General features: G+C 73.1%; 22 protein-coding genes. 12 read left to right on the forward strand and 10 right to left on the reverse strand.

Annotation, left to right across the window (positions count from 1 at the left end):
- Positions 1-147: 147 nt before the first annotated feature.
- Positions 148-837 carry an N-acetylmannosamine-6-phosphate 2-epimerase gene (locus DMB42_RS31960; protein ID WP_125639999.1) on the reverse strand — a complete coding sequence of 230 codons (690 nt, stop codon included), beginning with the start codon at positions 835-837 and terminating at the stop codon, positions 148-150.
- 125 nt (positions 838-962) lie between these two features.
- Between DMB42_RS31960 and DMB42_RS31965 the strand changes: the two genes are divergently transcribed.
- Complete coding sequence (locus DMB42_RS31965) at positions 963-1,658, forward strand: GntR family transcriptional regulator (protein WP_125640003.1); 696 nt, start codon at positions 963-965, stop codon at positions 1,656-1,658.
- A gap of 105 nt (positions 1,659-1,763) precedes the next feature.
- Here DMB42_RS31965 and DMB42_RS31970 read toward each other — a convergent pair whose 3' ends face one another.
- The 3 genes from DMB42_RS31970 to DMB42_RS31980 all read right to left on the reverse strand — a co-directional run bounded on the left by DMB42_RS31970 (position 1,764) and on the right by DMB42_RS31980 (position 5,146).
- Positions 1,764-2,069, reverse strand: coding sequence for a hypothetical protein (locus DMB42_RS31970; protein WP_125640006.1), 306 nt, complete (start codon positions 2,067-2,069; stop codon positions 1,764-1,766).
- Positions 2,070-2,159: 90 nt separating this feature from the next.
- Positions 2,160-3,137 carry an aldo/keto reductase gene (locus DMB42_RS31975; RefSeq protein WP_125640009.1) on the reverse strand — a complete coding sequence of 326 codons (978 nt, stop codon included), beginning with the start codon at positions 3,135-3,137 and terminating at the stop codon, positions 2,160-2,162.
- 86 nt (positions 3,138-3,223) lie between these two features.
- A complete protein-coding gene (locus DMB42_RS31980; protein ID WP_260478066.1) occupies positions 3,224-5,146 on the reverse strand; it encodes a hypothetical protein in 1,923 nt (640 codons plus the stop codon).
- Positions 5,147-5,269: 123 nt separating this feature from the next.
- Between DMB42_RS31980 and DMB42_RS31985 the strand changes: the two genes are divergently transcribed.
- The gene (locus DMB42_RS31985; RefSeq protein ID WP_125640014.1) at positions 5,270-5,737 is read left to right on the forward strand and encodes a GNAT family N-acetyltransferase; all 468 of its coding nucleotides are present in this window, start codon (positions 5,270-5,272) and stop codon (positions 5,735-5,737) included.
- A 63-nt stretch (positions 5,738-5,800) separates the two neighbouring features.
- Here DMB42_RS31985 and DMB42_RS31990 read toward each other — a convergent pair whose 3' ends face one another.
- Positions 5,801-6,091: a hypothetical protein gene (locus DMB42_RS31990; protein WP_260478067.1), complete on the reverse strand. Its 291-nt coding sequence runs from the start codon at positions 6,089-6,091 to the stop codon at positions 5,801-5,803.
- A 213-nt stretch (positions 6,092-6,304) separates the two neighbouring features.
- On the opposite strand from DMB42_RS31990, the gene DMB42_RS31995 reads away from it, so the two are divergent.
- From DMB42_RS31995 to DMB42_RS32025, 7 genes are read left to right on the forward strand one after another with little or no spacing between them, the layout of a single operon-like run.
- Positions 6,305-7,615, forward strand: coding sequence for an MFS transporter (locus tag DMB42_RS31995; protein WP_125640017.1), 1,311 nt, complete (start codon positions 6,305-6,307; stop codon positions 7,613-7,615).
- A gap of 1 nt (position 7,616) precedes the next feature.
- Positions 7,617-9,629 carry a molybdopterin oxidoreductase family protein gene (locus tag DMB42_RS32000; RefSeq protein ID WP_125640021.1) on the forward strand — a complete coding sequence of 671 codons (2,013 nt, stop codon included), beginning with the start codon at positions 7,617-7,619 and terminating at the stop codon, positions 9,627-9,629.
- The gene (locus DMB42_RS32005) at positions 9,626-11,020 is read left to right on the forward strand and encodes an FAD-dependent oxidoreductase (RefSeq protein WP_125640024.1); all 1,395 of its coding nucleotides are present in this window, start codon (positions 9,626-9,628) and stop codon (positions 11,018-11,020) included. Before DMB42_RS32000 ends, DMB42_RS32005 begins: the two co-directional genes overlap by 4 nt.
- The gene (nirB, locus tag DMB42_RS32010) at positions 11,017-13,455 is read left to right on the forward strand and encodes a nitrite reductase large subunit NirB (protein WP_125640027.1); all 2,439 of its coding nucleotides are present in this window, start codon (positions 11,017-11,019) and stop codon (positions 13,453-13,455) included. The genes DMB42_RS32005 and nirB overlap by 4 nt, the downstream gene beginning before the upstream one ends.
- Positions 13,452-13,772 (forward strand): nitrite reductase small subunit NirD, encoded by a 321-nt coding sequence (nirD, locus tag DMB42_RS32015; protein ID WP_125640030.1) that lies wholly within the window; start codon positions 13,452-13,454, stop codon positions 13,770-13,772. The genes nirB and nirD overlap by 4 nt, the downstream gene beginning before the upstream one ends.
- Before the next feature lie 53 nt (positions 13,773-13,825).
- Positions 13,826-14,557, forward strand: a complete 732-nt coding sequence (locus tag DMB42_RS32020) for a class I SAM-dependent methyltransferase (RefSeq protein ID WP_260478068.1) — start codon at positions 13,826-13,828, stop codon at positions 14,555-14,557.
- The gene (locus DMB42_RS32025) at positions 14,557-15,423 is read left to right on the forward strand and encodes an iron-containing redox enzyme family protein (RefSeq protein WP_125640035.1); all 867 of its coding nucleotides are present in this window, start codon (positions 14,557-14,559) and stop codon (positions 15,421-15,423) included. Before DMB42_RS32020 ends, DMB42_RS32025 begins: the two co-directional genes overlap by 1 nt.
- Here DMB42_RS32025 and DMB42_RS32030 read toward each other — a convergent pair.
- Entirely contained in the window at positions 15,398-15,817 is a 420-nt protein-coding gene (locus DMB42_RS32030) for a CDGSH iron-sulfur domain-containing protein (protein ID WP_125640038.1), read from the reverse strand. The genes DMB42_RS32025 and DMB42_RS32030 overlap by 26 nt on opposite strands.
- A 50-nt stretch (positions 15,818-15,867) precedes the next feature.
- Positions 15,868-16,011: a hypothetical protein gene (locus DMB42_RS53520; RefSeq protein ID WP_185844960.1), complete on the reverse strand. Its 144-nt coding sequence runs from the start codon at positions 16,009-16,011 to the stop codon at positions 15,868-15,870.
- Between the two features lie 183 nt (positions 16,012-16,194).
- Between DMB42_RS53520 and DMB42_RS32035 the strand changes: the two genes are divergently transcribed.
- Together DMB42_RS32035 and DMB42_RS32040 are read left to right on the forward strand one after the other, a co-directional pair.
- Positions 16,195-16,782 (forward strand): nuclear transport factor 2 family protein, encoded by a 588-nt coding sequence (locus tag DMB42_RS32035; protein WP_125640040.1) that lies wholly within the window; start codon positions 16,195-16,197, stop codon positions 16,780-16,782.
- Between the two features lie 220 nt (positions 16,783-17,002).
- Complete coding sequence (locus DMB42_RS32040; RefSeq protein WP_125640043.1) at positions 17,003-17,644, forward strand: class I SAM-dependent methyltransferase; 642 nt, start codon at positions 17,003-17,005, stop codon at positions 17,642-17,644.
- 74 nt (positions 17,645-17,718) lie between these two features.
- Here DMB42_RS32040 and DMB42_RS32045 read toward each other — a convergent pair whose 3' ends face one another.
- Positions 17,719-17,964: a hypothetical protein gene (locus DMB42_RS32045; RefSeq protein WP_125640046.1), complete on the reverse strand. Its 246-nt coding sequence runs from the start codon at positions 17,962-17,964 to the stop codon at positions 17,719-17,721.
- A 109-nt stretch (positions 17,965-18,073) separates the two neighbouring features.
- Between DMB42_RS32045 and DMB42_RS32050 the strand changes: the two genes are divergently transcribed.
- On the forward strand, positions 18,074-19,135 hold the full coding sequence (locus tag DMB42_RS32050; protein ID WP_125640049.1) for a hypothetical protein: 1,062 nt from the start codon (positions 18,074-18,076) through the stop codon (positions 19,133-19,135).
- A gap of 36 nt (positions 19,136-19,171) precedes the next feature.
- On the opposite strand, the gene DMB42_RS32055 is transcribed toward DMB42_RS32050, so the two are convergent.
- Entirely contained in the window at positions 19,172-19,831 is a 660-nt protein-coding gene (locus tag DMB42_RS32055) for a FadR/GntR family transcriptional regulator (protein ID WP_125640052.1), read from the reverse strand.
- A gap of 34 nt (positions 19,832-19,865) precedes the next feature.
- Positions 19,866-20,870 (reverse strand): ADP-ribosylglycohydrolase family protein, encoded by a 1,005-nt coding sequence (locus DMB42_RS32060; protein ID WP_125640054.1) that lies wholly within the window; start codon positions 20,868-20,870, stop codon positions 19,866-19,868.
- Positions 20,871-20,908 lie beyond the last annotated feature (38 nt).

Genomic DNA, 20,908 nt, shown 5'->3' on the forward strand with positions numbered 1-20,908 from the left:
CCGAGGTCGTGGATCCTGGGGTAGCGGGTTCCGGGGGTGTGGGGGCTTGGGGCTGTGTGGTTTGGATCAGGGCGGCGGCGGTTTTGGTGCCGCCTATGTCGATGCCGAGTACGGCCCGGACGCCGCCGCCCGCGTACGCCCGGGACGTCATCGGCGGCTTCCGGCCGGGGTGGCCGCGGTGAGGTGGCGGGTGATGGCGAGCGGGTCGGTGATCGCGCCGCCGATCACCACGGACCAGGCCCCTTGCGCGAACGCCTCCGCCACGTGTCCCGGCGTACGCAGCCGCCCCTCGGCGACCGTACGGATCCCCAGGGCGGCGAGCTCCCCGACGAGGCCGAGGTCGGGCTCGGGACCGGAGGCAAGGGTGTACGGGGTGTAGCCCGACAGGGTGGTCGAGACCAGCGCCGCGCCGCGTTCCCAGGCCCGCACCCCCTCCTCCGCCGTCGAGACGTCGGCCATGACCGGCACCCCCAGCTCCCGGCGTACCCGCTCGACCAGCCCCGGCAGGTCGCCCGCCGAAGGTTCGGCCTCCGCCGTGACCTCCAGGGCGACCAGGTCGGCCCCGGCCCGCACCAGCTCCTCGCACAGCGCGAAGGAGGGCGTGATGAGGGGCCGGGCGTGCGGCCGGGGCACCTTGGCCAGGCCGATGAGCGGCAGGTCGGTGACGGCCTTGACCGCGCGGACGTCCTCGGGCCCGTTCACCCGCAGTCCGGCCGCGCCGCCCAGCTCGGCGCACCGGGCGAGGAGCACGATGGCACGCGGGTCGCGCAGCGGATGGCCCTCGGGCGCCTGGCAGCTCACCACCAGCCCGCCTTCGATCGCGGTCACCACATCCATCTGGTACAGCCCAATCTGTCGACAGCGAGGTAGCGAGGCAGCGGTCCGCCTCCAGGTTGCCCGATTGGTATAGCCCAATTACGATCGGAGCGTCAAGAGCGCACCCCTGACCGAGGACGACCCCCGTGACGAAGATCGGCCGGCTCAGAGACCACCTGCTCACGCTCATCGAGACCGAGTTGCGGCCGGGCGAGCGGCTGCCCGCCGAGCGCGAGCTCGCCGAGGAGTTCGGGGTGAGCCGGCTGACCGTGCGCAGGGCGGTCGACCGGCTGGAGACCGACCAGCGGGTCTACCGGGTGCAGGGCGCGGGCACGTTCGTCGCCCATCGGAGCATCGCCAAGACGATCGAGCTGACGTCGTTCAGCGAGGACATGCGGGGCAGGGGGCTGGAGCCGGGGTCACGGCTGCTGGAGGCGGCCGAGGTGCCCGCGGGGGCCCGCGTCGGGCAGGCGCTCGGGATCAGCCCCGCCGACGCCGTCGTACGGCTGTGCCGGGTGCGGACGGCCGACGGTTCGCCGATGTGCCTGGAACGGGCGCACGTGCCGGCCGCGCTCGTGCCCGGACTGCTCGACCGGCCGCTCGGCGGGTCGTTGTACGAGGTGCTGGCGGGCGCGTACCGGATCAGGCTGGAGCGGGCCGAGCAGTCGATCAGGGCCACGGTGCTGGAGCCCGAGGAGGCCGGGCTGCTGGGCGCGGCCCCGCTGTCCCCGGCGCTGCTGGTCGAGCGGGTGGCCTACGACCAGCGGGGGAGGGCGGTGGAGGCGGCCAAGTCGATCTACCGCGGCGACCGCTACTCCTACGAGATCGACGTCCGCCGCTGACCGCGCGCTCGTACGGGACCGCGGGCCGAGGCGCGTGGCCGGGTGGGCCGGGCGCCTAGTTGGCGTGGGGCAGGTGGCGGCGGAAGCCGCCGTATCCGTTGGTGTTCATCCGCGGGTGTCCACCCAGACGCTCACGGTGGTGTGCGCCGTGATACCGGTGTAGGAGGTCTGCCCGGCCGGCACCCACGGCCCCTCGATCGCGATCAGGCCGACCTCGGGCAGGAAGTGGCGCTGGATCACGTGGATGCGGTGCTCGCCGGTGCCGCTCGGGCAGTAGCTCGTGGCCCAGCGCTCGCCCGTGTTGAGTTGGTACGTACAGCCCGTGGGGGCGGCGGAGGCGGCCGGGGCGGTCAGCAGCACCACCCCCGTGGTCAGCGCCGCGCAGCCGGCGGCCCATCTTCTCGCGTTCATGCGGAGGCTCCTCGGAGGTGTACGCGCGGCGAGAATTGCTTAGGAAAGTTTCCTAAATATAAGCGCCGGGACGCCGGACCGTCAACGCGTTCACCACCGCCCGTGGACCTGGGGCCGGATCAGCTCGTCGTACACCGACCGCACGGCCTCCAGCGTCTCCGGCGGCAGCGTGGCCAGGCCGGCGGCGGCCGCGTTGGACCTCGCCTGGCCGGGGTTGCGCGCGCCCGGGATGACGACGGAGACGCCGGGCTGGTCGAGGATCCAGCGCAGCGCGAACTGGGCCATGGCCGCCCCCTCGGGCACGAGCCCGGCCAGCTTGCGGACCGCCTCCAGCCCGGTGCCGAAGTCCACGCCGGAGAAGGTCTCACCCACGTCGAACGACTCGCCGCGCCGGTTGTAGGTGCGGTGGTCGTCGGGCGCGAACACGGTGTGCTCGTCGTAGCGGCCCGACAGCAGGCCGCTGGCCAGCGGGACGCGGGCGATGACGCCCACCCCGGCCGCGCGGGCGGCGGGCAGGACCCGCTCCAGCGGCTTGAGCCGGAAGGCGTTGAGGATGATCTGCACGGTCGCCACGCCCGGCCTGGCGATGGCGGTCAGCGCCTCCTCGCAGGTCTCCACGCTGACGCCGTACGCCGCGATCTTCTTCTCGGCGACCAGCGTGTCCAGGGCGTCGAAGACGGCGTCGGAGGAGTAGACGGGGGTGGGCGGGCAGTGGAGCTGGACCAGGTCGAGGGTGTCCACGTCCAGGTTGCGCCGGGAGCGTTCGTTCCAGGCCCGGAAGTTGTCCATCACGTAGCTGGCCGGGACCTGCGCCGCCCTGCGGCCCATCTTGGTGGCCACGGTGATCCCGGGGCGGGCCTTGGCGAAACGGCCGACGATCTGCTCGCTGCGGCCGTCGCCGTAGACGTCGGCGGTGTCGACGAAGGTGACGCCCGTGTCGACGGCCGCGTCCAGGGTGGCGAACGCCTCGTCCTCGCTCACCTCGCCCCAGTCGGCGCCGAGCTGCCAGGCGCCGAGGCCCACGACGCCCACCTGGCGTCCCGTACGTCCGAGTGTGCGGTGCTCCATGCTGTATGTCCGTTCCTCTGGTTCCTGCGACCAGTGTCCCGGACGGGGAGGGATGGGCACGCCGCGCGGACGCGCCCGTACGACCCTCAGCGGGGGCGGTAGCAGCAGCGCACCCCGGTGTGCACGGTGGCCCGCAGCTCTTCCCCCAGCGCCCGGTCGGCGGCCGAGACGCGGGAGATCGCCCGCCGGATCGCCTTCCCGACCGCGATCCGCGCGCGCTCCTCCGTGCCCGTGAACGGCCCCACCCGCCCGCCGATCCCGGTCGCCGCCGTCAGCTCGGCCACCAGCCACTCGCGCTCCAGCCGCAGCGCTCCGGCCCGTTCGATGTCGTTCATCGCCTCCAGCTCGTCGATCTCGGCCTGTAGTTCGCTCAGCCGCTGCCGGTAGGTCTCCCTGGCCTGGTCGTCGAGCAGGGGTTGCGCCGAGGCGGGCTCGCTCTCCTGCGCCGCCGCCCCCGCGGCCAGGTCGGCGGCCAGGATCTCGCGCCCCGGATTGGCGATCAGGGTCGCGAGGTGCTGCATGCCGACGCTGTGCTCGACCACCACCAGCCGTCCGGCGTGCTCCACCTGCCAGTGCCGCCCGTGCCGGCGCAGCCGGAACGTCCCGTGCGTCGCGGTCGCCCTGCCGACCATGGCCGGCAGCACCATGCCGAGATCCTTGGCCTCCTGGGCGGCGGTGCTCTGCGCGGCGCGCGCCGCCTTGTCGTGCGGCCCGTCGCGCAGCGCGAGCGCCTGGCCGAGCCGCCAGCGCGACAACGTCGCGGCGGGCCAGTGGCCGAGCGCGAGGTTGGCCCGCACCGCCTCGCCCAGGTGTTCGGCGGCGAGGTCCACGTCGCCCGTGGTGAGGGCGGCCATGCCGAGGCTGTGGTGCACCGAGCCGAAGCAGACCACACCCAGACTGGCGATCACCGGCAGCCCGGCGAAGGGCCGCAGCAGCGCGTACGCCTCGGCGGCGGTGCCGGCGTCCTGGAGCAGGTGGGCGGTCTCGGCCACGCAGTACATCGAGAACAACCACGAGCTCGACCTCGGCAGGTCGGCCAGGTCCCGGCCGCGCAGCCGGGCCAGGTGACCGGCGGCCAGCCGGCGGTCGCCCGAAGTGGCCGCGGCCAGCGCGAAGCCTGCCAGGTAGGAGTTGTCGATCGGGCTGAGCGTGGGCGAGCTGACCAGGTCGGTCAGCACCGGCAGCAGCTCGGCCACGCGGCCCTGGTACCAGCGGACGGCGGCGATCTGGCCGCCGTACCAGCCGGTCGCGTCCATGTCGCCGGCCTTGACGCCGCGTTCGAAGCAGTCGCCGGCCATCTTCTCCGCCTGGTCGAACAGGCCCGCCCTGATCGTCAGCATCACCCTGATCACGTCGACCACGAACCCGACCGCCAGGTGGTCGTGCTCGGCCAGCAGACCCTGCAACTCCTCCAGGCAGCGGCCGGCGTGCGGATCGGCGGCCAGGTGGAGATCGACCGTCCGCCACAGCAGGCCCATCAGCAGGTCGCCCCTGCGGCCGGTGACCGGCGCCTGGCCGATCAGCTCCCTGGCCAGCTCCAGCCGTAGCGGCCCGTGCTCCGGGCCGAGCAGGCAGTGGTGGGCCAGGCTCAGCGCCTCGGCCAGCGCCGTCGGATCGCCCGCGGTCCTGGCCCGCGCGACGAGCCGCAGGATCGCCTCGTGCCCGCCCGCGCCGTAGTCCTCCTCCCCGGTCATCCTGATGCGCAGCCGCAGCGCCAGCGACGAGTACGGATCGACCAGCGACAACGCGTGCCGCTGACGCGCCCGTACCATCTCCGACTCCGCGCACGTGCGATGCTCCTGCACCCACACCCCGCCCTGGCCGAGCGCGGCCCTGGCCAGCGCAGGCACGTCGCCGCACGACTCGGCCTGCCGGTAGGCCGAGTCGAACCAGCGCCTGGCGGTCTGCAGATCCCCGTTCACGTACAGGGCACGCTCTCCGAGTACGAGTGCGAGCCTGATGTCCGGATACGAGGGCAGACGTACCCCCAGTTCCTCTAAAACGCCCACGGTTTCCGTCCCCATTCGGTCAACTGGGCTGAGCGTTCAGACGGTTCCCCGAATACCGTTCTGCTGGTACCACGTACCGGGGCGGTGGACGGTTCAACCAAATCCGGTGGCTACCCTGTGCGCATGATTCGCCCCGCCACCCCAGACGACGTCCCCGCGATCGTGAGCATGATCCGTGAGTTGGCCGCGTACGAGAACGCCGCGCACGAGGTGCGCGTGACCGAGGAGATGCTGCGCGACTCGCTCTTCGGCGAGCGGCCCGCCGCGTTCGCCCACATGGCCGAGCAGGACGGCGCGGCCGTGGGCTTCACGGTCTGGTTCCTGACCTACTCCACCTGGCGCGGCGTGCACGGCATCTACATGGAGGACCTGTACGTGCGCCCCGCCCACCGCGGCGGCGGCCACGGCCGCGCGCTGATGGCGGAGCTGGCCAGGATCTGCGCCGAGCGCGGCTACCAGCGCCTGGAGTGGTCGGTGCTCGACTGGAACGAGCCGTCCATCGCCTTCTACGACAAGCTCGGCGCCGTACGGCAGGACGAGTGGCTGAAGTACCGGCTGACCGACGAGCCGCTGGAACGGCTCTCCCACTGAGGCCGCCGGCCGGGGGTGTGCCGCGCAGGTACGCCCCCCGGCGTGACCTGCGCGGCGTCGTGCTCAAACGCCGACGTGCGACCTGGCCCGATGGCCCTGCGCGGTGTCGAACATCTCCGAGCCCGGCTCGCCGAGCTCCTTGTGGGTCTCCTCGATCCGCAGCGCGACGCCCATCGCGAAGAACGTGGGCGCCCACTCGCCGATGAAGATCCCCCATCGGTCGGCCCGGTCGAGGCCCGCGGTCTCGTTGTTCCGCGAGATCATCCAGGAACAGAAGGACAGGCCGATGGACGCCAGCCCACAGGCGTACATGTGGCCTGACTTGATCCCCATCTGGTGCAGCTTTTTGATCATAATTCCCCCCTTGCTGTGAGTGCTGTTACCCCCGGGAAGACCCGGTAACCTGCCGGATCTCCGTTGATTACCGGCAGGTTTCGCAGGTGACGCTTGTGCGCGTCCCGTTACGGTGGTGAATCACACGTAACCGGCGCACCGTCGCCGGCGGTCGGCGCGTGTAACCCGCCCTTCCTACGTTGGTGCTCCCGACGCCGAGTGCAGGAGAGACCCATGGCGCGCTGGATCACCGAGTGGCACCCCGACGACCCGGCCTTCTGGGAGCGCACGGGCAGGCACGTCGCCCGGCGCAACCTGGTCTTCTCCATCGTGGCCGAGCACCTCGGGTTCACCGTCTGGACCCTGTGGAGCGTCGTGGCCACGCGGATGGGGGCCTACGACTTCTCCACCGACCAGCTCTTCTGGCTCGTCGCGCTGCCCAACCTCGTCGGGTCGGCGCTGCGGCTGCCGTACACGTTCGGGCCCGCCAGGTTCGGCGGGCGCGACTTCACCGTGGTCAGCGCCGGGCTGCTGCTCGTCCCGGCGGTGCTGCTCGGGGTGGCGGTGAACGATCCCGGCACGCCGTACTGGCTGTTCCTGGTGATCGCGGCGCTGGCCGGGGTCGGCGGCGGCAACTTCGCCTCCAGCATGGCCAACATCACCTATTTCTACCCGCGCGGCAGGCAGGGGCTGGCACTCGGGCTGAACGCGGCGGGCGGCAACATCGGGGTCAGCTCGGTGCAGCTCGTCATGCCGCTGGTGATCGGCTCGCTGGGGCTGGCCGCCGCCGGGTGGTTCTGGGTGCCGTTCATCGTGGCGGCCATGGCCTGCGCCTGGTTCTTCATGGACAACCTGACCAGCGCGAGGGCCGATCCGCGCGAGCAGTTCGCGGTGGCCCGGCGGGCGCAGACGTGGATCATGTCCTTTCTGTACGTCGGCACGTTCGGCTCGTTCATCGGCTACTCGACGGCGTTCCCGCTGCTCAGCAAGAGCCTGTTCCCGGACGCGCCGTACGCGGCGGTCGCGTTCGCGGGGCCGCTGCTCGGCTCGCTGGTCAGGCCGGTGGGCGGGTGGCTGGCCGACCGGTTCGGCGGCGGGCCGGTGACGATGTGGACGTTCGCGGCCATGGGCGCCGGCATGCCGCTGGTGTGGCTGGGCAGCGTCTCGGGCCGCTTCTGGCTGTTCTTCCTGGCCTTCCAGCTGCTCTTCCTCACCTCGGGCGTCGGCAACGGCTCCACGTACCGCATGATCCCGGCGATCTTCCAGGCCAGGGCGGTGGCCGAGCGCGGCGAGGGCGAGGAGGCCCTGCTGTACGGCAGGCGCCAGGCCGCCGCCGCGATCGGCGTCATCTCAGCGGTCGGCGCGCTCGGCGGGTTCCTCGTCAACCGGGCCTTCGGCATGGCGTTCGCCGCGGCCGGCACCCCGGCGCCGGCGTTCCTGGCCTTCGCCGTCTTCTACGCCGCCTGCCTGGCGCTGACCTGGTGGTGCTACACGCGCACCGCCGCCGTCAGGTCGGTCGCCGGCCTCGCCCACGCCCGGATCTGACATGACGCGCACACACTGCCCGTACTGCGCGTTGCAGTGCGGCATGGAGATCGGCCCCGGGCTGGAGATCAGCCCGAGCACCGACGTCCCGGCCGACGGGCCGGGGGCGCTGTGCCAGAAGGGCTGGACGGCGGGCGAGCTGCTCACCAACGGCGCCCGGCTGACCACGCCGCTGCTGAACGGGAAGCCGGCGTCGTGGGAGGCTGCCCTCGACCACGTCGCCGCCCGGCTGTCGGCGATCCGCGCCGAGCACGGCCCCGACGCCGTGGCCGTGTTCGGCGGGGGCGGGCTGACCAACGAGAAGGCGTACCAGCTCGGCAAGTTCGCCAGGGTCGCGCTCGGGACCAGCCAGATCGACTACAACGGCCGCTTCTGCATGTCCTCGGCCGCCGCCGCCACCATCCGGGCGTTCGGCATGGACCGGGGCCTGCCGTTCCCGATCACCGACCTGGACGACGCCGACGTCGTGCTGCTGGCCGGCGCGAACGTGGCCGAGACCATGCCGCCGTTCGTCCGCCGCCTGTCGGGGGCGCGGCTGATCGTCGTGGACCCGCGCCGCACCCCGACGGCCAGGCTCGCCTGGCTGCACCTCCAGCCCGCGCCCGGCACCGACCTGGCGCTCGCGCTCGGCCTGCTGCACCTGGCGGTCGCCGACGACCTCGTGGACGCGGACTACGTCGAGGCCAGGACCACCGGGTTCGACGCCGTGCGCACCTCGCTGGCCTCCTGGTGGCCCGAGCGCGTCGAACGTGTCACCGGGGTGCCGGTGCACCGGATGCGGCAGGCGGTACGCGCGCTGGCCGCCGCCGGGAACGCCTACATCCTGACCGGGCGCGGCGCCGAGCAGCATGCCAAAGGCACCGACACCGTCACCGCGTTCGTCAACCTGGCCCTCGCGCTCGGCCTGCCCGGCCGGTACGGCTCCGGCTACGGCTGCCTGACCGGCCAGGGCAACGGCCAGGGCGGCAGGGAGCACGGCCAGAAGGCCGACCAGCTCCCCGGGTACCGCAGGATCGACGACCCGGCGGCCCGGGAGCACGTCGCGGGCGTGTGGGGCGTGCGGCCCGAGGACCTGCCGGGGGCGGGGCGGTCGGCGTACGAGCTGCTGGACGCGCTCGGCACGCCGGAGGGGCCGCGGGCGTTGTTGTTGTTCGGGTCCAACCCGGTGGTCTCGGCGCCCGCGTCCGCGCGCGTCGGCGGGCGGATCGCCGGGCTCGACCTGCTGGTGGTGGCCGACGTGGTGAGGTCGGAGACCGCCGCGCTGGCCGACGTGGTCCTCCCGGTCACCCAATGGGCCGAGGAGGACGGCACGATGACGAACCTCGAAGGCCGCGTCCTGCTGCGCCGCCGGGCCGTCGCGCCGCCGGCGGGCGTCCGCAGCGACCTGGAGGTCCTGGCCGGGCTGGCCGCGCGGCTCGGGCACCGCTTCGACACCGAGCCGGCCGCCGTCTTCGACGAGCTGCGCCGGGCCGGCGCGGGCGGCGTCGCCGACTACACCGGCATCACCTACGAGCGCATCGCCGCCGGTACGGCCCTCCACTGGCCCTGCCCGTCCGCCGGCCACCCCGGCACGCCCCGGCCGTTCCTGGACCGCTTCGCCCACCCGGACGGCCGCGCCAGGTTCGTCCCGGTCGAGCACCGGCCCGCGGCCGAGGAGCCCGACGAGGACTACCCCGTACGCCTGACGACCGGCCGGGTGCTGGCCCACTACCAGAGCGGCGCCCAGACCCGCAGGATCGCCCCGCTGGTACGGGCCGCCCCGGAGCCGTTCGTGGAGCTGCATCCCGACCTGGCCGCGCAGCTCGGCATCGCCGCGGGCGACCTGGTCCGGGTCAGCAGCCGCCGGGGCGAGAGCCGGGCGGTGGCCAGGATCAGCGACGCCATCAGGCGCGACACCGTGTTCATGCCCTTCCACTGGGAGGGCGCCAACCGGCTCACCAACCCGGCGCTCGACCCGGTCTCCGGGATGCCGGAGTTCAAGGTCTGCGCGGTCAGGCTGGAGAGGGACTCATGAGGCTCGTCGTCGTGGGGAACGGAATGGCCGGGTCACGCCTGGTCAGCGAGGTGCGGGCACGCGACCCGCAGATGCGGGTCACCGTGTTCGGGGCCGAGGCGGGCCGGCCGTACAACCGGGTGTTGTTGTCGGACGTGCTGGCCGGCGGCTCCCGTCCGGAGCAGGTGCGCCTGCTCGACCCCTCCTGGTACGCCGAGCACGACGTCGAGGCCGTGCTCGGGACCGAGGTCGTATGCATCGACAGGGAGACCCGGCACGTGCTGACCGCGGACGGGCGGCGCGAGCCGTACGACCTGCTGGTCCTGGCCACCGGCAGCGAGGCGGTCGTGCCGCCGGTGCCCGGCGCCGGGCGGGCGGTCCCGTTCCGAACGCTGGCGGACTGCGAGCGGATCGTGGCGGCGGCCGGACGCTCGCGCGGCGCGGCCGTCGTCGGCGGCGGCCTGCTCGGCGTCGAGGCCGCCCGCGGCCTGGCCGGACGCGGCCTGCCGGTCACGCTGCTGCACCTGGCCGGGCACCTGATGGACCGCCAGCTCGACGCCGAGGCGGGCGACGTGCTCGGCGAGACCCTGGCCGGGCTCGGCGTGACCACCCGCACCGGCGTCAGCGCGACCGCCGTCGAGCCGGGCGGCGTCCGGCTGGCCGGCGGCGAGCTGGTCGAGGCCGACCTGGTGGTGCTGGCCTGCGGCGTGCGCCCGGTCACCGGGCTGGCCGCCGCGGCGGGCCTGGAGGTACGGCGCGGCGTCGTCGTGGACGACGAGCTGCGCACCGACGACCCCTCGATCTTCGCGATCGGCGAGTGCGCCGAGCACGACGGCACCGTGTACGGCCTCGTCGCCCCCGCCTGGGAACAGGCCGCCGTGGCCGCCGAGGTGATCACCGGCGGCAAGGCCCGCTACCGCGGCTCCCGGCTGGTCACCAGGCTCAAGGCGAAGAGCGTCGAGCTGGCCGCCATGGGCGAGACGCAGCTCGGCGAGGAGCACGCCGAGGTGGTGCGCTTCAGCCACCGCGCCCGCGGCACCTACCGCAAGCTCGTCATCCGCGACGGGCGGCTGGTGGGCGCGATCCTGCTGGGCGAGAGCGACGCCGTCGGCACCCTCACCCAGCTCTTCGACCGCGGCGGGCCGGTGCCCGGCGACCGCGCCGGGCTGCTGTTCCCGGGCCTGTCGGCGGCGCCGGTGGCCGGCAGCCCGGTGCTGATGCCGGACGCGGCCGAGGTCTGCCGGTGCAACAGCGTGACCAAGGGACAGATCAGGGCGTGCTGGGAGGCCGGCGCCCGGGACGTGGCCGGGGTGGCCGCCGCCACCAGGGCCACCACCGGTTGCGGCACCTGCCGCGACGCCGTGGAGGGCATCGTCGGCTGGCTGTGCGATCAGGAAGGAGTACCGGTATGAGGAGAATCGTCGTCGTCGGCTACGGCCCGGCCGCCCACCGCTTCGCCGAGGCGATGGCGGGCCGGGAGCCCGGCGCGCGGATCACCGTCATCGGGGAGGAACCGCGCCCGGCCTACGACCGGGTGGCGCTGACCTCGTACCTGTCGGGGGCCACCGACCGGGATCTCGCCTACCCGGTGCCCGCCGGGATCGTGACGAGGCTCGGCAGCCGCGTCGTCGCCGTCGACCGGACGGCCCGTACGGTGACCGCCGAGGACGGGCACACCGAGCCGTACGACGTGCTCGTGCTGGCCACCGGGTCGGCGCCGTTCGTGCCGCCGGTGCCCGGCCACGAGCACGCCCACGTCTACCGCACCATCGACGACCTGGACGCGATCCGAACGGCCGCCGAGCACGCCGCCGAGGGCGTCGTGGTCGGCGGCGGCCTGCTCGGGCTGGAGGCGGCCGACGCGCTGCGGGCGCTCGGGCTGCGGACGCACATCGTCGAGATGAGCCCCCGGCTGATGCCGCGCCAGGTGGACGAGGGCGGCGGCGCGGTGCTCAGGGGCCACATCGAGGCGCTCGCGCTCGGCGTGCACACCGGCGCGGGCGTCCAGGAAATCGTCACCGGCCCGGACGGCCAGGTCGCCGGACTGCGCACGCCGGACGGGACGCTGATCGAGGCCCAGGTCGTCGTGTTCTCGGCGGGCATCAGGCCGCGCGACGAACTGGCCAGGGCGTGCGGGCTGGAGGTGGGGGAGCGCGGCGGCATCGTGGTCGACGCCGGGATGCGCACCTCCGACCCGGCGGTCTACGCCATCGGCGAGTGCGCGCTGGCCGGCGGCACGGTCTACGGCCTGGCCGGACCGTGCAACACGATGGCCGAGGTGGCCGCCGACCGGATCGCCGGCGGGACGGCCGCGTTCACCGGCGCCGACCTGTCCACCAGGCTCAAGCTGCTCGGCGTCGAGGTCGCGCAGTTCGGCGCGATGGAGGGCGCGCTCGACGTCACCTACATGGATCCGGTGGCCGGGGTCTACAAGAAGCTGTTCATCAGCGACGACGCCCGTACGCTGCTCGGCGGCGTCTGCGTGGGCGACGCGGGGCCGTACTCGGCGTTGCGGCCCTTCGTCGGCAAGCCGCTGCCCGCGCCGCCCGCCGACCTGCTGTTCAGCGGCGCGGGGACACAGGGGGCACAGCTCGACCTGCCCGACGACGCGCAGGTCTGCTCGTGCAACAACGTGTGCGCGGGGGAGGTCAGGCACGCCGTCGCCGAGCGCGGGGTCACCGACGTGCCCGGCCTCAAGGCGTGCACGCGGGCCGGCACCACCTGCGGGAGTTGCGTGCCGATGCTCAGGCGGCTCCTGGAGCGGTCGGGCGTCGAGGTCGGCAAGGCGCTGTGCGAGCACTTCACGCACTCGCGGGCCGAGCTGTACGACATCGTCCGGGTACGGGAGATCACCACGTTCTCCCGGCTCATCGCCGAGCACGGGCAGGGACGCGGCTGCGACATCTGCAAGCCCGCCGTGGCCTCGATCCTCGCCTCGCTGCACAACGGGCACGTGCTGGAGGGCGAGCGGGCCGCGTTGCAGGACACCAACGACGCCTTCCTCGCCAACATCCAGAAGAACGGCACGTACTCGGTCGTCCCGCGCATCCCGGGCGGCGAGATCACCCCGGACAAGCTCATCGTCATCGGCGAGGTCGCCCGCGACTTCGGGCTCTACACGAAGATCACCGGCGGTCAGCGCATCGACCTGCTCGGCGCCAGGGTCGAGCAGCTCCCGCGGATCTGGCGGCGGCTCGTGGACGCCGGCTTCGAGTCCGGCCACGCGTACGGCAAGGCCCTGCGCACGGTGAAGTCCTGCGTCGGCTCCACCTGGTGCCGCTACGGCGTACAGGACTCCGTCGGCCTGGCCATCGCCCTGGAGTTGCGCTACCGCGGCCTGCGCGCGCCGCACAAGCTCAAGTCGGCCGTCTCCGGCTGCGCCCGCGAGTGCGCCGAGGCCAGGTCGAAGGACTTCGGCGTCATCGCCACCGAGCAGGGCTGGAACCTGTACGTCGGCGGCAACGGCGGCTTCAGCCCCCGCCACGCCGACCTGCTGGCCACCGACCTGAGCACCGACGACCTGGTCAGGACCGTCGACAGGTTCCTGATGTTCTACATCCGCACCGCGGACCGCCTGCAACGCACCGCCGCCTGGCTGGACACGCTCGACGGCGGCCTCGACCACCTCCGGAAGGTGATCATGGAAGACTCGCTCGGCATCTGCGCCGACCTCGACGCCCAGATGGACCGGCACATCGCCACGTACGCCGACGAATGGGCGGCGACCCTGGACGACCCGGAGAAGCTGGGCCGGTTCGTCAGCTTCGTCAACGCCCCCGGCGTGCCCGACCCGTCGATCGTGTTCGCCGCCGAGCGCGGCCAGATCAGGCCGGTGATGGCCCGATGAGCTGGACCCCGGTCTGCGCGTACGCGGCCATCCCGCCGGAGCGCGGCGTCTGCGCGCTGGTCGGCGACCGGCAGGTGGCGTTGTTCCGCACGTACGAGGGGCACGTGCACGCGCTGGACAACCTCGACCCGTTCAGCGGCGCGTATGTGCTCTCGCGCGGCATCGTCGGCACCAGGAAGGGCGAGCCCACCGTGGCCTCGCCGCTGCACAAACAGGTCTTCTCACTGGTGTCGGGTACGTGCCTGGACGAGGAGGCCGTACAGGTGCCCGTCTACGCCGTACGGGTGGCCGGCGGGCGGGTGGAGGTCAGCGTTTAGCCGATCAGGCCACGGGCATTGACCTGCTGAAACACGGGGGACAGGAGGTGCGCGTGGCCTACGACGCCTCCGCCTACGGGCGTTCCATCGCCGACATCTACGACGCCACGGTCACGGAGCTGCCGACCGGCGCGGCCGTCGAACGGCTGGCCGCGCTGGCGGACGGCGGCCCGGTGCTGGAGTTCGGCATCGGCACCGGACGGCTGGCGCTCCCGCTGATCGCCCGCGGCCTGTCCGTCGCCGGGATCGACGCCTCCACGGAGATGACCCGCGAGCTGCGGGCCAAACCCGGTGGCGCGGCCATTCCGGTCACCGTGGGGGACTTCTCCACGATGCGGGTCGAGGGGGCGTACCGGCTGGTGGTGCTGGCGGTCAACACGATCTTCGCGCTGCCCACCCAGGAGGCGCAGGTCAACTGCTTCGCCAACGCGGCCCGGCACCTGCGCGAGGGCGGGCGGTTCGTGGTCGAGGCGTGGGTGCCCGACCCGGCCGCCTTCCGGAACGGGTCCGCGCTGCGGGTGTTGTCGCTGGCCGAGGACGCCGTCCTCATCGAGGCGGCCGGCCTTGCCCCGGCCACCCAGCACATGCGCACCACCCGCGTACGGCTGACCGCCGAGGGCGTGCGGCTGCTGCCCGCCGACCACCGCTACGCCTGGCCCTGCGAGCTCGACCTGATGGCCCGGCTGGCCGGGATGGCCCTGGAACACCGCTGGGCCGACTGGCTCGGCACCCCGTTCACCGACGACAGCCGCGCGCACGTCTCCGTCTACCGCAGGAACGCCTGATGCGCCTGCCGCCCGCCCGTGGCCCGCTCACCGACCTGCTCTTCGACCGGCTCACCCGGCCGCCCGCGACACTGCCCGACGCCCCCGAGCCGTCCCTGCTGCGCCTGCGCGGCCTGCTGGAACGGCGCTTCGAACGGGAGCTGGCCGAGGCCGTCCCGCGTCCCGAGCCGGTGCCGCCCGCCGGGATGCGGCGCGCGCTCACCGCGCTGACCGCCGAGGACGACGACGGGGCGTCGGTGTCGCTGTACCTTCAGCGCGAGGCCGGGATCGAGACGTTCCGCGAGTTCGTGGTCCACCGTTCGATCTATCACCTGAAGGAGGCCGACCCGCACACCTGGGCGATCCCACGCCTGCGCGGCCTCGGCCTCGACGACTCCTACGGCGCGTACCTGCCGAGGGTCCCGGCGGTCACCCTGGCCGTCACCAACGCCATGTCGCTGTTCGGCCTGCACCGGCGGCTGCGCGGCGCGCTGGTCGGCCACCTGGCCGCGATCGAGATGACCTCCTCGCTGCCCAACCGCCGCTACGCCGTGGGCCTGCGCGCGCCGAGCTGGTCAGACCGCAGAACTACTTCGACCCCGCCCCCTGGCACGCCCGCTGGGACACCGCGCGCACCCTGCTCAACCGTGCCCTGGGCGCCGACTACCCGGGCACGTTCGGGATCAGGCGGTCGTTCTTCCTGTCCATGGGCGGCTACGACGGCGACGTGCTGTTCGAGAACCTGGAGCTCATCCGTACCGTGCGCGCCCACGGCGGACGCGAGCTGCGCCCGCCCGGCCTGTACGTCCGCAGGCTGCCGTGCGACGCCCGGCGGTTCTGGTCGCAGCGGCTGCGGCAGGCCTACGACGACTTCGCGCAGCCGGTGAAGCCGGCCTCGTTCCTGGCGGTGCTGACCGGGCTCGCGCTCGCGCGGCGGCCGCTGCCGGTGCTGGCCGCCGCCGGGTTCGCTGCCGGGCTCGTCGTCGGGGTGGCCGAGGCCGGGCGGCGGCGGGCCGGCGGGCGGCGCGTGTTCCCCGCCTCGGCCTCGCTGTTCGCACCGCTGTGGGTGCTGGAGCGGGCGGTGTGCTCGTCCCGGAAGTCGACGGACTTGTGCGAACCATCGCAGAACGGCTTGGTCGACGACCGGCCGCACCGGCACAGCGCGACCGTGGCGCTTCCCGGGTCGATCGGCTCGCCCTCCTGAGTCAGCAGCTCGAAGTGGCCTCTGATCAGCAGCGGTCCGTCCTCACAGGGCGTGACGGTGGCCGGCGGTTCTCCCATCGCCGTCACCTGCCCCGCCGGGCCGCCCGCTCACCTGCGACGACGCGGCTCTAGACGCTCTCGACCGGCGGGTAGACGTGTGGGGTCCGGTGGGCCGCGGGCAGGACGCACCTCCGGTCGTACCGGACGCTGGCGCAGCGTTCGGCGTCCTCGCGCTGGGGCAGTGGCTCGGGGTTCGCCTGTGTTGGCCGCACTGGAGGGACGCTATAGGTGCCCCTTCCCCTCCCGGTCTCGGTGCGGCAACGATCGCAGCTCTGACCGGTCTCACCAATGACAGTGAACCGTTACCGTGAGTAATACCGGGTCCAGGTAAAGGGGTCGTGCGGAGTGCATAAACCGGGCATTCGGTGACGACGGGCGGGGGCATCAACCCGGCCATGAGCAAGATTTCTCAGCGCAGGGCACTCCTGCTTGCCGCGATCGTTCCCGTCGTCCTAGTCGCGGGCTGCTCCGCCGGGAGCAACACGCAGGCGATGAAGGGGGAGGCCAGTCCGGCGACACCGACCGACACCATGATGACGCCTTCCGAGACCGAGACCGGCATGGAGTCGCCGACCGAGACGATGACCGGCACCGAGACCGCCTCGCCCACGGGGACGGCCACGATGGCGCCCGCCACCCAGCCGCGCGCCGCCGTCCAGAACTACTTCGACGCCCTCAAGGGCGGGAACGTCGAGCAGGTCGTGGGGACGTTCACCGAGGACGCGGTGGTGGCCATGGACGGGGAGGCCACGGCGACGGGCGCGCAGGCCATCCGCACCCTCTTCCAGAAGCAGCTCAAGGACGGCAACGACCTGAAGAGCGCGACGCACACCATCGACGAGACGCGCACCATCGGAGGCAAGGACGCCATCGCGCGCTCGACCAGCAAGCAGGGCGACACGAACTACCGCGAGCTCTTCGTGCTCACGCAAGAGGGCGGCCACTGGCTGATCTCGCGCTTCATGAACAACCAGGCGTCCTGACCGGCGCGAACAGGACCACGTCCGGCCGCCGCGCCGGATCGAGGGCCGGGCACGGCGCGCCCGGCGCCGTCGTCCGGTTCCTCCGCCCGGCTCCTCCGCCTGGTTCCTCCGCCCAGGTCCTCCGCCCAGGTCCTCCGCCCGGCTCATCCGCCCGGCTCATCCGTTCGTGACGGGCCGTCCCGGCGCGCGACGCGTACGGGCGCGGGCTAGCGTGGGTGGCGTGCAGGACTTGTCGCGCTTCCAGAACCCCCGTTTCGCCCGCGCGTACGAGCGGATGAGCGCCGAGGCGGAGCGGCGGGGCGTGGCCGGGCATCGGCGGCGCTTGCTGTCCGGGCTGAGCGGGCGGGTGCTGGAGATCGGCGCGGGAAACGGGATGAACTTCGCCCACTACCCCACGACCGTGCACGAAGTGGTCGCCGTCGAGCCGGAGGACGTGCTGCGGGAGCTCGCCGTGCGCGCCGCCGGTGCGGCTCAGGTGCCCGTACGGGTGGTCGCCGGGCACGGCGCGGACCTGGCGTTCGAGGACGCCTCCTTCGACGCCGTCGTGCTCTCGCTGGTGTTGTGCTCGGTGCCCGACCAGCGGGCGACGCTCGGCGAGGTGTCCCGGGTGCTCAGGCCCGGTGGCGAGGTGCGCTTCTACGAGCACGTGCGCTCCTCGCGGACGGTCGCGGCGCTGCTCCAGGACCTCGTGACGCCGTTGTGGCGGCGGCTGGCGGGCGGTTGCCGGCCCAACCGGGACACCGAGCGCGCCATGACCGACAGCGGCCTGGTGGTCGAGGAACGCGAACGGTTCGCGTTCCGCCCGTCGCCCGCGACGCCGAGCCTTCCGCACATTCTCGGACGCGCCAGAAAACCGGTTTGACTTCCGGCCGGTTCGGCGGGTCATGGTGTGCGTAGCGATAAATCCGGAAAAATGGGTTTTTGTTCGGGCGCTGCTTATCGTGTCGCCGGGTCACCGGGGATGCGCGGAGTGATCCGGCCCTGATCCACCAGCGCGAGATAAACCGCGAACGCGCCCTGCGCCCACATCCCGGCCTGCTGCGCGGTCAGCCGGACCTCCTCGCCCTCATGCGTGACGATCATGTAGCCGCCGGGCGGCACACGCCGCCACGCGACCAATACGTTCTCGTAAACCAGAACGTCGAGCATCGCGGTCAGATATTCGCCTCCGGCGGCGGACACGGCGTAAGCCTCCTCGCTCCTCCGAATTGTCGCCCTGACTTTTCCGTGCTGACTCCATTGTGCTCGCCGTACCGGAAAATGTCGCACCCGCCTGGCATCGTTCCGGGGCATGGCCGTCTCTGTCCCCGGTTTCCGCCGGCACACGGTGTCGGGCCTGCCTGTCGCCTCGGGCGCCGAGGGGCCGCCCGTCCTGCTGCTCCACGACTTCCCCCAGACCCATCCGGCCTGGCGGCACGTCGTCCCCGTGCTCGACCTGTGGGCGTCGCTGCGCGGCGCCGATCCCGCCCGACGTCCGCGCCGCCTACCTGGCGGCCTGCCGCACCCCCGAGGCCATTTCCTGCCCGAGTCGCAGCCCGAGGCTGTCGCGCGGGCGATCGGGGCGCTGATCCGCTGGCGCGGGCCCGGAACCTCGCGGGGCGGTCCGGTGTATGGAGGTCGGAGGTGCGTGATGAAGAGGATTCTGGCCCTGGTGGTGGCCGTGCTGGCGTTCGCCTGGTGGGAGGCCCCGGTCTCCGCGTCCGTCCTGGGCGGGTGGGCGGTGACCTACCTCGATCCGCCGCCGGAGGAGTTCGCGGGCGGGAAGGCGTACACGGTGGGGTTCTGGGTGCTGCAACACGGCACACATCCCTACGTGGGGAAGCTCGACCCGGTCGGCCTGCGCCTCACCCGCGGCGACGGCAAGGTCCTGACCTTCGACGGCACGGCCCTGCCGGAGGCCGGACACTACGCCACGTCGGTGGTCGTGCCCGACGGGGTGTGGAAGGTGGAGGGCGTCCAGGGGTGGTTCGCGCCGTACGAGCTGGGCACGCTCACGGTCCCCGGGCGGCTGCTGGTCAACCCGGTGCCGCCGGAGATGGTGGCCACGCTCGGCGGCGACGGCAAGGACCCCTGGGGCGCCGTCCGCCCGCCGGGCTTCCCTCCGGGCAAGTCCACCCCGGTCCAGCTTGTCGGAGACAGCGCGGTTGGAGGGGGTTCGGCAGTGGGGGCGCCAGGTGGGTGGGTTCCCGGGTACACGCTGGTGCTGGCGGCGGTCGGCGGGGCCCTGGTGGTGCTCGCGGCGATGCGGCTGCCCCGCCCGTGGAGGGCGTCACGGCGTACGAACCGGAAGGCCGCCGACCCCGGCCCGCCCGCGCAGGACGGACCGGGGGAGACGCTCGTCATCGGCGGCTGACCACCCCGTCCACCGCCGTTCGGGGGCGGGGGCGGGTCAGAGGTCGCGTTCCTGGTCGTCGAGGAGGGCGACCGAGACCTCGACCGCTCTGGCCGCCTCGCCCGCCTCGATCGCCTCCAGCAGGTCCTCGTGCGAACGGTCCGGCACCAGCGCCGCGTGCTCCTTGTCCCTGACGCTGTCGCGCAGCGCGTCGCGGATGCTCCGGTAGAGGTCGGCCAGCAGCGCGTTGTGGGCCGCGTCGGCCACCAGCAGGTGGAAGTCCACGTCGGCGTCGGCGAACCCGTCGAGGTCGCCCGCCCGCGCGGCCGCCTCGCGCCGGGCCAGCGCCTCGCGCATCGCGGCCACGTCCTCGCCGGTGCGCTTGACCGCCGCCAGCCGGGCGGCCACCAGGTCGAGCCCGCGGCGTACGTCGATGATGTCCATCGCGGCCGCCCGGTCGAGCCGCCGGCGCAGGGCCACCTGCGACTCGTCGGTCGCGGTCACGTACGTGCCGTCGCCCTGCCTGGTCTGCAGCAGCCCGGCATGGGCCAGCACGCGTACGGCCTCGCGCACCGACAGCCGGCTCATGCCGAGGATCTCGGCGAGCCGGCTCTCGGACGGGATCTTCGTCCCGACCGGCCACGCGCCACTGGTGATCTCCTTGCGGAGCTCCTCGATGGCGGAGTCAACCAGCGAGGTCCGCGCGACGTTTCGCATGCGATCTCTTCCGTCCGGGTGGAGGGCCTCCAGCCTAGAGGAGCGCGGCGGCCAGGCGCTCGATCGTGTCGCGTCCCTCCAGCGGTCTCAGGAAGGCGGCCGGCAGCGCGTCGGCGCCGCGCAGCGCGCCGACCAGGTTGCCGCAGACCGAGCCGGTCGAGTCGCTGTCGCCCGAGTGGTTGACCGACAGCAGCAGCGCCCGCTCGGGCGACGGCTCGGCCAGGGCGCAGTAGACGCCGATGGCCAGCGCCTCCTCGGCCACCCACGCGCCGCCCAGAGACTCGACCCGTTCGGGGGTGGGCTCGCCGCCGACGGCCAGCGCCAGCGCCGCGCGCAGGGCGTCGGACGTCTCCTCGTGCAGCGGGTGGCCGGCCAGCAGGTCCAGGGCGTGGTGGACGGCCGCCTCCAGCGGTTCGCCGGTCATCAGGCGGGCGACGATCGCGGCGAACGCGCCCGCGGCCAGGTAGCCGGTCGGGTGGCCGTGGGTGATCTGGGCGCAGGCCGCCGACAACTCGAACGCGGCCCGGGCGTCGTACGGGGCGGTCAGGCCGAACGGCGCCGAGCGCATGACCGTCCCGCAGCCCTTGGAGCCGGGGTTCACCGGGCCGGGCGTGCCGAGCGGCGACGGGCCCGGGAAGGGGTGGTGCAACCCGGACAGGCAGGCGTTGCCCGGGGCACGGCGGGAGTACAGCCAGCCCTCCTCGCGCAGCGCCCCCGTCCGGTACGGGCGGTCGGCCGGCGGGGGCGCCTTGTGCTCCTGGGTGTCGAGCCACCGCAGGTACGCCTCACGCACGTCAGTGACCGCCACCCCGTCCGCGTCCGTACGGCGGGTCAGGCCCTCGATCGTGAACAGGGTCATCTGCGTGTCATCAGTGACGAGCCCGGTCGTTCCCCGCCAGGTGGCGACATATCCGGAAATGCCTTCTTGGCCGTGATGCTTGCGGATCTCCCGCAGCGACTGGAACTCGATCGGCGCCCCCAGCGCGTCACCGATCGCGCCGCCGAGCAGACAGCCACGGACCCGGTCCTGTACGTCCATAGTGGGATCTTGTCAGCTCCGGGGGCGAATGAGAGATT

Origin of the sequence: Nonomuraea sp. WAC 01424, from assembly GCF_003947315.1 — a bacterium.
In the GTDB taxonomy this organism is placed as follows: Bacteria; Actinomycetota; Actinomycetes; order Streptosporangiales; family Streptosporangiaceae; genus Nonomuraea; species Nonomuraea spiralis.